Genomic DNA, 13,035 nt, shown 5'->3' on the forward strand with positions numbered 1-13,035 from the left:
GCCTACACCTGCACGGTGACCGGCTGCACGCCCCAGATCTGCTCGCAGTACTCGGCGATGGCTCGGTCCGAGGAGAACTTGCCACCGCGTGCGGTGTTGAGGATCGACATCCGCGTCCACGCCGTCACGTCGTGCCAGGCGTCGGACACCCGCTGCTGGCATTCGATGTACGAGGAATAGTCGGCCAGCACCAGGAACGGGTCGTGGCTACGCAGCGAGTCCACGATCGGCGCGAACACCGACGGATCTCCACCCGAGAAATGGCCGCTGGCAATCAGATCCAGCACGGCGCGGAGTTCGTCGTTGAGTTCGACGAAGTCCTCCGGCCGGTATCCCTCGTGCACCAGGCGCTGCACCTCGTCCACGGTCAGCCCGAACAAGAAGAAGTTCTCGGGGCCGGCCTCCTCGCGCATCTCAACGTTGGCGCCGTCGAGCGTGCCAATGGTCAGCGCCCCATTGAGCATGAACTTCATGTTGCCGGTGCCCGAGGCTTCCTTGCCCGCCGTCGAAATCTGCTCCGAGAGATCGGCTGCCGGATAGATCAGGTGCGCGCTCTTGACGTTGAAGTTGGGCAGGAACGCCACCTTGAGGAACTGGCTGACGTGCGGGTCGTTGTTGACGGTCTCGGCCACCGCGTTGATGAGCTTGATGATCCGCTTGGCCATGAAGTATCCGGGCGCGGCCTTGCCGCCGAAGATGAAGGTGCGCGGGGCGATACGCAGCTCCGGGTTCTGCTTGAGCCGGTGGTACAGCGTCACGATGTGCAGCACGTTGAGGTGCTGGCGTTTGTACTCGTGGATTCGCTTGACCTGGATGTCGAACATCCAGTTGGGATCCAGATCCACCCCGGTGGTCGCCAGCACGTACTCGGCGAGCCGGGCCTTGTTGAGGCGCTTGACCTCTCGCCACTGCATCCGGAACGACGAGTCCTCGGCGTACGGTTCCAGCTCGCGCAGCCGCTCCAGGTCCGAGATCCAGCCCTCGCCGATGGCGTCGTCGAGCAGCTCGCGCAGGCCCGGGTTGGCCAGCGCCAGGAACCGGCGCGGCGTCACGCCGTTGGTCTTATTGCTGAACCGCTGCGGCCACAGCTCGTAGAAGTCCTTGAGCACGCTCTCCTTGAGCAGCTCCGAATGCAGCGCGGCTACTCCGTTGACGGCGTGGCTCCCGACGGTGGCCAGGTGCGCCATCCGCACACTCTTGCCGCCCTCCTCGCCGATGAGCGACATGCGCCGCACCCGGGCGTCATCACCGGGGAAGCGGGAGCGGACCTCGTCCAGGAAGCGGCGGTTGATCTCGTAGATGATCTCCAGGTGCCGGGGCAGCGATTCGGCGAACAGTCCCAGCGGCCACGTTTCCAGCGCCTCGGGCAGCAGGGTGTGGTTGGTGTACCCGAAGGCCGCCACCGTGATCTCCCAGGCCTCGTCCCAGCCCAGACCGCGCTCGTCGACCAGCAGCCGCATCAACTCCGCGACGCCGATGGACGGGTGAGTGTCGTTGAGCTGCAGGGCGAATTGCTCGGCGAGCTCGTTGACCGGGCGCTCGGCCACATCCTCCAGGATGTGCAGCACACGCTGCAGCGAGCAGGAGACGAAGAAGTGCTGCTGCAGCAGCCGCAGCCGCTTGCCGGCCTCGGGTTCGTCATTGGGGTAGAGCACCTTGGTCACGGTTTCGGAGGACACCTCGTCCTCGACGGCCTTGTAGTAGTCGCCCGCGTTGAAGGCGTCCAGCTCGAAGGATTGCACGGCGCGGGCGCTCCACAGCGTCAGCGTGTTGCAGGTGTTCACGCCGTAGCCCTGGATGGGGGTGTCGTACGGGATGCCCTTGAGGAAGCGCTGCGGGACCCAGCGTGCCCGGAAGTTTCCGTCCTCGTCCAGGTACTGCTCGGTGTGCCCGCCCCACCCAACGATGAAGTTCAGGTCGGGTTTGGCGATTTCCCAAGGGTTTCCGTTGTCGAGCCAGTTGTCGGTCTTCTCGACCTGCCACCCGTCGCGGATCTCCTGATCGAAGATCCCGTACTCGTACCGGATGCCGTAGCCGATCGCGGGCCGATCCAGGGTGGCCAGCGAGTCCATGTAGCAGGCCGCCAGCCGGCCCAGGCCGCCGTTGCCCAGGCCCGGCTCTTCCTCGCACTCGAGCACCTCGTCGAGGTCCTGGCCCAGGGCCGAGAGGGCATCGCGAGCCTGCTGCTCGATCTGCAGGTTCAGCAGGTTGTTGCCCAGTTGCGGCCCCATCAGGAACTCCGCCGACAGATACACCGCCACCTTGCGGCTCAGGTCCAGGTAGGTCTGCATGCTGGCAATCCAGCGCTGCTGCATGCGATCTCGGACCGCGAGCGCCAGGGCACGGTAGTAGTGCGCAGGGGTGAGCACGCTTGCCGGACGCCCGATCGAGTACCGCAGATGATCGATGATGGCTCTCTGCAGAGTGTCGGCGTTCAGGCCGGTGCGGGAGTGCTCGTCATGGTCAAGCTCGGCAGAGTGCGTCATGTCAACACCGTGCCATCGAATGGCGCACGGGAAAACCGGAAATAGGCGACCGGCAGGTTACTGGGGAGTGACCACCACTCGCACCCCGGACGGCTCCTTTGCCGCCCAAACGGTCTCGATATCGGCCAGCGGCCGGGCCAGCGTCTGTAGCTGCAGGTCACCGCCGTCGACCATGGCGAACAGCTTCGGCAAGGCCTCGGCGCGCGCCTGCATCAGGGCTTCGGGCGGCACGCTGCCGATCCCGACACCGGACAACGTGATGCCGGTGCTGCGCAAGGTGGAAGCATTCACGCTGATTGTCTCCCCGGTCATCGCGCCGATCTGCACGAAGCGGGTGGCATGGAAGTGTGCCGACGGGTGACTGGCCGCCAACGCATTCAGGGTCTGCTCGGCGGGGGAGCCCCACAAGTAATCCAGCACCGCATCGAACGGGCGCGCCGCGTGCCGCGCGGTGATGCTCTCGGTGAGGTCATCGCTGCCCAGCGTGATGACGTCGTCGGCTCCCACCGTGCGCAGCCAGTCCAACCGCTCGGCGTTACGGCCCGCGACCGTCACGTGCCCGGCGCCGAACACCGATTTCGCGAGCTGCACCGCCAGCGAGCCGGTCACTCCAGTGGCTCCGAGCACGAGCACGTGCTGGCCGGGCTGTACGGCGGCGCCATGGGACAGGGCTAACCAGGCCGATATTCCCGGGTTGGGGATCGCGGCGGCGATCACCGAATCGACGTGCTCGGGCACCTCGACGGCACCGGCCGGGTACACGACGGTGCGTTCGGCCATCATCCCGTACGGTGCGAGCGATCCGCTGTACACCCGCTTGCCGTTGGCCAGCCGGGCGACACCGTCGACTCCGGCGATCGCGGGAAGGCTGATCTCCTTGCTGCTGTAGTGCTTTCCGGAGATGACGGCCCGGGTCAGGTTGGTCAGGGCCGAGGCCTCCACGGTGGCGACCTCGGTGCCGTCGGTGGGCTGCGGGTCCGGGAAGTCGGTGTAGGCGGGCTGCTGCCCCCATTCATGCACGACTGCTGCCTTCATGGCGCACTCCTCAAAGTTTCTGTAGAAATGGTTTCCATCGAAACCATATGAACAATGTACGGTGCGTGCTGCCGGATGGCAATATGGTTTCCATGAAAACCAAGTCGGCGCTGATCACCAGTATCAACACGCTGGTGGGTGCGGTGGGGGACAAGTTCGAACCGGACGAGGATTCCGATGCCGAACGCGATTTCATGGCGCAGCGGTGCCCGCACCGGATGGAGCACCTTGTCAGAACGCTGCCGACGCTGTCGCTACATCTGCTGGCGGCGATTGCCGAGGGGCCGGTGAGTGTGGTGGGTCTGGCGGCGCGCTCGGGCCAGCTCAAGGGCACGGTGTCCAAGCACGTGCAGCGGCTGGTGGACGCGGGCTGGGTTGAGCGTGTGCCGATTCCCGGTAATCGTAAGGAGATTGAGCTCATCCTGACCGCCGACGGCGGCATCGTCGTCGACGTGCACAGCACCTTGCACGAGGAGATGGAGCATGGTGTGCGCGACTTCTTGCAGCGTTACAGCAATGCCGATCTGCAGGTCGTCGAGAAGGTGCTGCAGGACCTACTCGCCTCCGGTAGGGACGGCGTGCGGATCGTGGCGGCCGAGGGCTAGGCCGGGATCCAGTTGCCGTGGAACTGGAAGGGTATGCGCGCCGGAAGGTGAACGGTCGCAATCTTTTCCATTGACTGAGCGTCGACGATCAGCATGTTGCTGAGTTGAGTGCTGCGGTCATACTCGTATCCGATCAGCACCCCGTCGCCTTCCTCGGCATCCGCGGAACGCGGCACGGGCGAGAACTCGCCGGGTATGTGTCCGGCCTCCAGCTTGTGTTCGGTGGTGCCACCGCCGGTGAGGTCGTAACGGATCAGTGAGGCACGGGCGTCATCGAGGCTTTGCAAGGTGTCGATATCGGTGTCGCCGACGCTCGTGGTGAAGCCATATCGGTGTGGCAGGCTGACCCGGCGCGGGTCGACCATGGGGAACTCCTGGAGCCGTTCGTCGGTCCATGATTCCTTGACCACACCGGTCTCCAGGTCGACCTCCCACCGGTGCAGCCGTGGGCGTCCCGTCCCCAGCACGTCGGCGATGTTGTACTCCGAGTCGTCCTCGGGTCCGGTGATCCGGCAGGCGTCGATGACGATGGTGCCGTCCTCTTCGTGTGCGTTGAGGGTGTGGAACACATAGCAGGGTTCGACCTCGAACCAGCGCACCGTCGCGGGCCCCTGGCGGGGTATCACGCCAATTCGGCTGGGGTGGGAGGCTTTCCAGCGCAGCGGTACCTCGGCGGTCTTGGGTAGGGGTGTGCGGGCCACCAGCGGGCCGAGCAACGCGGGTGGCTCGAACCGGCCGAGGAGCCCTGCCGCCACCCGGGTGATGAACGGCGGTGCCGACGCGGGTGCGACCTTGCGCGTCAGGAGGTTGAGGTCGATCACCAGCGGGCAGTCGAAGATCATCACGTAGTTCTGGCTTAGGGCGATGTCGTGCAGCAATGGCCTGCCCGGCACGTCCAGGGGCACACTCTTGCGCACCGTGCCGTCCGGGCCGATCACCACATAACGCGCCACCGCCGGTCCGACGAGTTGGTAGGTGACCGCATGCAACTCGCCGGTGACCGGATCCAGCTTGGGATGACCGGTGTATCCGCCTTCCAGCGTGCGGCCGAAATCGCAGGTTCCGACGGTCTCGAGGTCATCGTTGAGCTCATAGGGCGCCAGACCGCCCTCGGCGCTGACGATCGTCTTGCTGGCGAAACCAAACACGTTGGTCTGCGGGGACACGGTCGTCACGCCGGCGCGATAGTTGGCCGGTTTCGGCTTCTCGCCGAGCAGTCTGGATACCTTCGGTGTGCGCACCCACCGGCTCCGGTACCACTCGGCGCGGCCATCGCGCAGCCGCACGCCGTGCACCATGCCGTCGCCGGTCGCACCGAATACCGAGTAGTTGTTGGGGTCATATTGCCCGGGAAGGGGATTGGGACCGGTCCGGACGTAACGTCCGTTCAGGAACTTCGGTATCTCACCGGTGACCTGGAGGCCGGTTGCTGTCGTCTCCCGATCGACCGGGAGCACGTGCTCGTCCGAAAGTAGATCTATTTCCATGTCAACATCCTTTGGCTGCATCATTGAAGCTAGAACGTAGAGTCAAGCTCGACGGTAGACCCAATGAATGGGTATGGCAAGGATGGAATCCGGTGGCTACGAGTCGGTGGGCAGTGCGGCCGGATAGGCGGCCGAGACCCCCGCGATGATGAAGGTGGCGCACGTGCGCACCGCCACCGCAGGGTCGATGTGGTGGGTGATCGCGGTCAGCACTCCCGACATGATCGCCCGTGCGCTCATGGTCGCCAGCAGCAGGCGCCGATGCGCCGCGGCCTCGTCCTGCGCCGGATCCCCGAGCTGGAAGATGGACATGATGCGGGACACGGCGTCGGTGAGAACCTGTTCGTCGAACCCGGGAACCCGGGGCGCCGTGGAATCGGCCAGCAATTGCATGCCTAAGGGCCGAGCGGCCGCATGGTTGAAGAACGGCTCCAGGGCCGCGCTCAGTGATGCTGTCGGGTCGTTCAGGTCGAGGTTTTCGGGCATCGACACGTCGTCGAAGATCGCGCGCATCAGGTTGGCTTCACGCCCGACGAGCCGGATGAGGAGTCCGTCCTTGGAGCCGAAATGTGCGTAGAGCGTCTGTTTGGTCACCTGGCCGGACGCCACTATCTGATCCATAGTGACTGTTCCGCAACCCTGTTCGGCCACAACGGGTAACACCAGATCGAGTAGCTCGTCATCGGTGGGCCGATAGCCGGGGCTGCGTGACGTCACTGCAGTACCGTAACCGCTTGGGGCGGCGGTTAGTCGAGCACTTTGATGGATAGCGTGGGTTTGGGGGTGTCTCCGTGCTCCAGCCGGTCCCATACCGCGTCGATCAGCGGCTGCAGTAGCAGTGCGCCCATCTGCCGAACCATCACGGACACAACCTGAGTGGATTCGGGGCGTTCGGTGGGGGCCATGCCCTCTTCGCGGAGTGTGGCCACCTCGTCGCGGGTCAGCTGAATCAGCGCGGTCAGCATGCTCAGCTGTTCTTCGGAGGGCTCGAGCACGGCCCGGCGTACGTAGTTCACGATCGGGGGATTGGCCTTGAGCATCGCGACGACGGCGGCGTCGCGGGCCGCGGCGAGCTTGCGCGGGTCCTTCTCTTCGTCGACCGATCGCAACGCTTCGACGTGGTAGTCGACCACCAGCTGATCGACGGCCTGACGCAGACCGGCCTTGGTCTTGAAATGGTGTTGCACCAGCCCTAACGTCACCCCGGCCGCGGATGCGACCGCGCGCAACGAAATTCGCTCCTCGCCGTACTGGGCGTATAAATCCAGCGCGGTATTGCGAATGCGCGCCTTCGCGGTCAAGTCCTCGTCAGTCGCGCGCGGGTTTGCCATAAGCCTCATCGTACCGCACCCCTTTACAAACGAATCTGAAACGATACACTTGTATTGTCTCGACGAGGAGGTCACTGAAAGATGTCTGTACTTTTCCCGGCTTATCGCGCGTCCTGGGAGACCGATGCGCACCGCGACCTGCGCAAGCATGCTGCTGAGTTCCTGCGCAAGGAGTCCACGCCCAACCAGGAACGCTGGAGTGCCCAGCATCAGGTTGACCGTGAGTTCTGGAACAAGCTGGGCGATGCCGGCCTGCTTGGCCTGGACCTGCCCGAGGAATACGGCGGCGCCGGAGGCGATTTCGGCTTTTCGGCGGTGGTCGCCGAGGAGCTGGCACTGGCCCAGGACACCGCGACGGGCTGGGGCGTGCACTCACCGATCGTGGCGCACTACATCAACACCTACGGCAACACCGAGCAGAAGAACCGCTGGATGCCCGGCATCATCAGTGGCGACCTGGTGCTGGCCATCGCCATGACCGAGCCCGGAACGGGTTCGGATCTGCAAGGGGTGCGCACCAGCGCCGTCCGGGATGGCGACCACTATGTGATCAATGGCTCGAAGACGTTCATTTCCAACGGCACCCATTGCGACCTGCTGGTGATCGTGGCCAAGACCGATCCGTCCCAGGGGGCCAAGGGGATATCGCTCATTGTCGCCGAGACCAAGGACTTACCCGGATTCGAGCGCGGCCGGGTGCTGGAGAAGGTGGGGCAGCACGGGCAGGACACCCGCGAGCTGTTCTTCAGCGATATGCGGGTGCCGGTGGCCAACCGGCTCGGCGAGGAAGACGGACAGGGGTTCATCCAGCTCATGACCCAGCTGGCGCGTGAGCGCCTCATCATCGCGGCGGGGAACGCCGGCATGGCCGAGGCCGCGGTGCTGGAGTCGATCAAGTACACCAAGGAGCGTCAGGCATTCGGCCAGCCGCTCATCAAGTTTCAGAACACCAGGTTTCAGCTGGCCGAGTTGAAGGCCGAGGTGCTGTCCATCAAGACAACCGTCGACTGGTGCATCCAGAACTACATCGACGGTGTCAACGATCCCGCAACGGCTTCGATTGCCAAGCTGGTGGCCACCGACAAGGGAGTCGCGGTGGTCGACCGGTGTGTTCAGTTCTTCGGCGGATACGGCTACATGATGGAGTACCCGATCGCCCGTGCGTACGCCGCCGCACGCGTCAACAAAATCTACGGCGGCACAAGCGAAATCATGAAAGAACTCATCTCGCGGTCTCTGTGACCCGGCACGGTAAGGAGCCGCAATGAAGCAGCAAAACAAGGTTTTCGTGGTCGGCGTCGGCATGACGAAGTTTGAGAAGCCCGGAAGCCGTGAGGGCTGGGACTACCCGGCCATGGTGAAGGAGAGCGGAACCAAGGCACTCGATGATGCCGGGGTGCGCTATGAACAGATTGAGCAGGCCTTCGTCGGAAACGTCTACGGGGATTCGTGTTCCGGGCATCGCGCCCTCTACGAGCTGGGCCACACCGGAATCCCGATCTATAACGTCAACAGCAACTGCTCGACAGGGTCGACCGCACTGTTCATGGCGGCCAACGCCATTCGGAGCGGTCAATCGGACGTGGTGCTGGCCGCCGGGTTCGAGAAGATGGAACGTGGCTCGCTGAGCATGAAGTACACCGATCGCGAGTCACCCTTGATGCCGCAGATCAACCGTCTCGGTGAACTGACGCCGCCGCAGATGCCCATGACAGCATGGATGTTCGCCGCAGCCGCCGAGGAGTACATGCGTGAGTACGGCCTGACTGCCGAGCAGTTGGCGTGGATCGGCTACAAGAACCACAAGCACTCGGTGAACAACCCGTACAGCCAGTTTCAGGACGAGTACTCGCTGGAAGACATCCTGTCGTCGCGGATCATTGTGGCGCCGTTGACCAAGCTGCAGTGCTCGCCCACCTCGGATGGGTCGGCGGCAGCCATCGTGGCCAGCGAGGAGTTCGTCGACAAGCACGGACTCGCCGATCAAGCCGTCGAGATCGTCGGACAGGCCACCGTCACCGACCGGGCCGACACCTTCGACGGCACCGCGGCGGGCATCGTCGGCGCGCACATGAACAAGGCGGCCATCGCCGCCGTCTACGAGCAGGCGCAGATCTGCCCCGAGGATATCGACGTAGTGGAGTTGCACGACTGCTTCTCGGCCAACGAGGTCCTGGTGTACGAGGCGCTCGGGTTCTGTGAGCAGGGGGAGGCCGGCAAGCTGATCGACAACGAGGACACCACCTTTGGCGGCAAGTGGGTGGTCAACCCGTCGGGTGGCTTGATCTCCAAGGGGCATCCGCTGGGTGCCACCGGGCTGGCCCAATGCGCGGAACTGAACTGGCAGCTACGCGGGCAGGCCGACAAGCGTCAGGTCGCGGGCGCGGCCACCAAGGATGGTGTGGCGCTGCAACACAACATCGGGCTGGGCGGCTCGGTGGTGGTGACCGCGTACCGCCCAGCGCAGCGTTAAGCGGCGCGCACCAGTCCGGATCGGGCGAACCGTCCGGCAGGGGAGAACCGTTCCAGGATGGCGTCGGCGGGTTCCCCTGCCCATTCGGTGATGAGTTCCTTGGCGGCCTCGATCGAGGTCACAGCCTCGAATGGCTTCGGATCATCGAGCAGGCTGAAGAGTTTGGACGCGAATCCCTCGTGCACGTGGCCCGCCGCGAAGAACAGATCGCCGTAGTCGTGCAGCTCGTCGTCGCCGAGGTAGAGCCGGGTCACCAGCTGCGCGGCACGTGCCCGCCGGTCGTAGAACTCCTCGAAAGCCGCAGTGAGCCAGGCGGTGTCGAAGGGCCCGTCATGCGCGGCGGCCTTGTGAACCAGCGCGGCCGCCTGCACCAGACCACCCTGCGCACCCTGACCTGCGATCGGGTCATAGGCCACCGCGGTGTCGCCGAGTGCCGCCACGGAATGTCCGCTGGCGGTGTGTCCCACTCCGTGTCGCACCAGCTGGGTCACGGCGCCGGTGATCCACGAATGCGGGTCTTCCTCGATAACATTGAGCGACAACACCTCCGGGAGATCCCAGTCGATGTACTCGCGATGCACGTCGGTGACGGCCTGTAGTGCGGAGGCGGCGCTGTCGACGGCGGTGTAGCGCCGTTCCCACTCGCTACCGGGTTTGGCCCAGGTGAGGAACGACCACGACGGTCCGGCATCCTTGTGCAAGTAGGGGCCCCACCATGCCTCGCCCTGATCGGTGATGAACGAGAACGCGCTGTGGCGTCCACCGGCGGGTCCCCGGTGTGCGAAGACGTCGGGCCCATGTCCCAGACCCGCAACGGTCAGCATCAACAGCCGGCGCTGGGGACGGTCATACACCGTGCGGGAAGCGTCCACCGGGAACAGCGAGGACAACCCGCCGCGGCCGGTTGCCACCAGCGTCAGGTCGTGGGCGCCCGCGATGGCGTCGAGCCTTTCCGGATCCACCTGTTCCACCACCAGACGTCCGCCGCGCTCATGGAACTGGACGAGGCGATCATCGGCCTTGAGTCGGGTATCGACGGCGACACCCTGCGTGCCGCCGTCGAAGTCGGCATCGAAGGCGATGACCTCGGGGCGGCCGGGTTCGCTGCCGTCGACCAGGCGCACGCTGAGTCCGGTGGAGGTTGGCCCGGGCTCCAGGTAGCTGGTCAGCCCCAGGCTCGCCTCGGCACGTTGGGCCTCGCCGAATATCAGTGCGGTGCCGGTGGCCGGCACGTCCTCACGCAAACTTCGCTGGTCCCGGTCGCTATAGATCGTGACGTCAAAACCCTTGTCCAGCAGCCCCAATGCGGCCGTGGCGCCAGTCTGTCCCGCGCCGATGATGGCCGCCTTGCGCCCATGTCGTGTCGTCATGCCGCCACTATCGGCGTGCGATCTTATGTGCGAAAGGCACCCGCTCATGGTGATTGCAAGGTCCATAATCGGGTGTGCAAAATCGGCAACAGCTAGAACCAGGGTTTCAGTACCTGCTGGTTACCGATGCGCTCCGAGGCGCTGGGCAGTTGAGGCAGCTCAAGGTTGGCATCGGAGTCCTGTGCTTCTCGATCGTGCTGTTTGCTGGGGCTACCCAGTTCATTCCGTTGGGCCCACAGGGTGTGTGGCCACGCAGTATTCAGGCCATCGCGGCCGTCGTAGCGGTAATCGTCGGCCTGTGTTGGATTATGTTTCCCTGGCCGAGCCGGCGCGGCATGGTCGCGTTTGTCATCTGGGCGGATGTCACCCTGGCGATAGCGGCAGCCACATTTTCCGATCCGACTGCCAGGCTTTCCGCGGTCGTATACCTGAGCCTGGTGGGGCTTCTTCCCACATTTTTCCTGGGTAGGCGCGCATTGGTGATCCACTGTGGCTTCGCCCTGGCGTTGTTCGGCGTGCTGGTAACCATGAACATTCTGGTCGACGGTGCGACCTGGTCCTCGCAGTTCACTTACGGTGCACCCGCACTGGCCGCGGTGGTGCTGATGCCGGCCATCATCCAAGTGGTTCTCGAAGGAGGCCGAGACTCGATCCTGGCCGCGGCGGTCTCGGCGAACCGCGATCCGCTGACGGGCCTGTTGAACCGTCGGGGGGTGACCACCGCGATCGACCTGCTGCACCAAGACCGCATCGATGCCGTCAACGTCGTTGTGGTGCTGATGGATGTGGACGGACTCAAGGAACTCAACGACACCCGCGGCCACGGCGCCGGCGATGAGATCTTGAAGGCAGTGGCAGCCATGCTTACCGCGCGCACGCGGGTCGGCGAAATCGCCGCACGCATCGGCGGTGACGAGTTCCTGGTCGTCGCGTTTCCCGGACGTGCCGAGGACATCGAGAGCACCGTGCGTCGCGTGAGCACGCCGCGCGCGGGCATCGACTCGTGGAGCGTCAGCGTTGGCGCGGCCTGGCAGTCGCGAACCGGAGGCGGAATTGACCTGGATTCGCTTGTCCAACAGGCAGATTACGAGCTATACAAGGTGAAAAGCTCGCGCGGGATGTTAGATCCCCAGCACTGATCCGCCGTTAGAGCACGACCACCGAGCGCAGCACCTGCCCGTGATGCATTTTCTCGAAGGCTTCTTCGATATCGCCGATGCTGATGCGTTCGGTGACGAAGCGATCCAGGGGCAGGCGGCCCTGCTGGTACAGGCTGACCAGGGTGGGGAAGTCCCGTTCGGGTAGGCAGTCGCCGTACCAGGAGGACTTCAGCGATCCACCACGGGAGAAGAAGTCGATGAGCGGCATCTCGAGTTTCATGTCGGGGGTGGGCACCCCGACCAGCACGACGGTGCCCGCCAGATCGCGAGCGTAGAACGCCTGCTTCCAGGTTTCCGGGCGGCCCACCGCATCGATCACGACATCGGCACCGAACTCGCCGGTGAGTTCTTGCACCGCGGTCACCACATCCTCGACCGTGCGGGCGTTGATGGTGTCGGTGGCTCCGAAGTCCTTGGCCCAGGCCAGTTTGGTGTCGTCGGTGTCGATGGCGATGATCTTGCGTGCCCCGGCCAGCTTGGCCCCGGCGATCGCGGCGTCCCCGACCCCGCCGCATCCGATGACCGCGACCGAGTCATCGCGTCCGACGTTGCCGGTGTTGACGGCGGCACCCAAGCCGGCCATCACACCGCACCCCAGCAGGCCCACCACGGCCGGATCGGCGGTGGGGTCGACCTTGGTGCACTGACCGGCGTGCACCAGCGTCTTCTCGATGAACGCGCCGATGCCCAGCGCGGGGGTTAGCTCGGTGCCGTCGGTCAACGTCATCTTCTGGGTCGCGTTGAACGTGTCGAAGCAGTACTGCGGGCGTCCGCGCTTGCAGGCCCGGCACACCCCGCACACCGCACGCCAGTTCAGGATCACGAAATCGCCCGGCTCGACAGTGGTGACGCCCTCGCCGACCGTCTCCACGATCCCGGCTGCCTCATGGCCCAACAGGAACGGGAACTCGTCGTTGATACCGCCCTCGCGGTAGGTCAGATCGGTGTGGCAGACGCCGCACGCCTGCACCTTCACCACAACCTCACCGGGGCCGGGGTCGGGAACCACGATGTCCACCAATTCCACCGGAGCCTTCACCGACCGAGCGATCACACCGCGCACAGTTTGAGACATGCGTCAGACGCTA

11 protein-coding genes are annotated in these 13,035 nt (G+C 64.7%); 4 read left to right on the forward strand and 7 right to left on the reverse strand.

All coding sequences use genetic code 11. The annotated features are described in order from the left end of the window. Positions 1–2: 2 nt before the first annotated feature. Both AOT87_RS05445 and AOT87_RS05450 read right to left on the reverse strand, forming a co-directional pair. Complete coding sequence (locus AOT87_RS05445; RefSeq protein WP_057968479.1) at positions 3–2,486, reverse strand: glycogen/starch/alpha-glucan phosphorylase; 2,484 nt, start codon at positions 2,484–2,486, stop codon at positions 3–5. A gap of 57 nt (positions 2,487–2,543) precedes the next feature. After that, on the reverse strand, positions 2,544–3,521 hold the full coding sequence (locus AOT87_RS05450) for a zinc-binding alcohol dehydrogenase family protein (protein WP_057968478.1): 978 nt from the start codon (positions 3,519–3,521) through the stop codon (positions 2,544–2,546). 92 nt (positions 3,522–3,613) lie between these two features. Between AOT87_RS05450 and AOT87_RS05455 the strand changes: the two genes are divergently transcribed. Beyond that, positions 3,614–4,126 carry a MarR family transcriptional regulator gene (locus AOT87_RS05455; RefSeq protein ID WP_057964130.1) on the forward strand — a complete coding sequence of 171 codons (513 nt, stop codon included), beginning with the start codon at positions 3,614–3,616 and terminating at the stop codon, positions 4,124–4,126. On the opposite strand, the gene AOT87_RS05460 is transcribed toward AOT87_RS05455, so the two are convergent. The 3 genes from AOT87_RS05460 to AOT87_RS05470 all read right to left on the reverse strand — a co-directional run bounded on the left by AOT87_RS05460 (position 4,123) and on the right by AOT87_RS05470 (position 6,944). Continuing rightward, positions 4,123–5,613, reverse strand: a complete 1,491-nt coding sequence (locus tag AOT87_RS05460; RefSeq protein WP_057968477.1) for a carotenoid oxygenase family protein — start codon at positions 5,611–5,613, stop codon at positions 4,123–4,125. The two genes, AOT87_RS05455 and AOT87_RS05460, sit on opposite strands and share 4 nt — an antisense overlap. 96 nt (positions 5,614–5,709) lie before the next feature. Further along, on the reverse strand, positions 5,710–6,330 hold the full coding sequence (locus tag AOT87_RS05465) for a TetR/AcrR family transcriptional regulator (RefSeq protein ID WP_052399495.1): 621 nt from the start codon (positions 6,328–6,330) through the stop codon (positions 5,710–5,712). Between the two features lie 29 nt (positions 6,331–6,359). Beyond that, positions 6,360–6,944, reverse strand: coding sequence for a TetR/AcrR family transcriptional regulator (locus AOT87_RS05470; protein ID WP_057968476.1), 585 nt, complete (start codon positions 6,942–6,944; stop codon positions 6,360–6,362). Between the two features lie 81 nt (positions 6,945–7,025). Between AOT87_RS05470 and AOT87_RS05475 the strand changes: the two genes are divergently transcribed. Together AOT87_RS05475 and AOT87_RS05480 are read left to right on the forward strand one after the other, a co-directional pair. Continuing rightward, a complete protein-coding gene (locus AOT87_RS05475) occupies positions 7,026–8,186 on the forward strand; it encodes an acyl-CoA dehydrogenase family protein (protein ID WP_057968475.1) in 1,161 nt (386 codons plus the stop codon). A 22-nt stretch (positions 8,187–8,208) separates the two neighbouring features. Then, a complete protein-coding gene (locus AOT87_RS05480; RefSeq protein WP_057968474.1) occupies positions 8,209–9,417 on the forward strand; it encodes a lipid-transfer protein in 1,209 nt (402 codons plus the stop codon). Here the strand turns inward: AOT87_RS05480 and AOT87_RS05485 are convergent. Beyond that, entirely contained in the window at positions 9,414–10,787 is a 1,374-nt protein-coding gene (locus AOT87_RS05485; RefSeq protein ID WP_057968473.1) for a styrene monooxygenase/indole monooxygenase family protein, read from the reverse strand. The two genes, AOT87_RS05480 and AOT87_RS05485, sit on opposite strands and share 4 nt — an antisense overlap. A 74-nt stretch (positions 10,788–10,861) precedes the next feature. On the opposite strand from AOT87_RS05485, the gene AOT87_RS05490 reads away from it, so the two are divergent. Further along, on the forward strand, positions 10,862–11,926 hold the full coding sequence (locus AOT87_RS05490; protein ID WP_057968472.1) for a GGDEF domain-containing protein: 1,065 nt from the start codon (positions 10,862–10,864) through the stop codon (positions 11,924–11,926). A gap of 7 nt (positions 11,927–11,933) precedes the next feature. On the opposite strand, the gene AOT87_RS05495 is transcribed toward AOT87_RS05490, so the two are convergent. Beyond that, the gene (locus AOT87_RS05495) at positions 11,934–13,022 is read right to left on the reverse strand and encodes an S-(hydroxymethyl)mycothiol dehydrogenase (RefSeq protein ID WP_044104408.1); all 1,089 of its coding nucleotides are present in this window, start codon (positions 13,020–13,022) and stop codon (positions 11,934–11,936) included. Positions 13,023–13,035: the final 13 nt, after the last annotated feature.

The sequence above is a fragment of the Mycobacteroides sp. H003 genome, assembly GCF_001440135.1.
In the GTDB taxonomy this organism is placed as follows: Bacteria; Actinomycetota; Actinomycetes; order Mycobacteriales; family Mycobacteriaceae; genus Mycobacterium; species Mycobacterium gwanakae.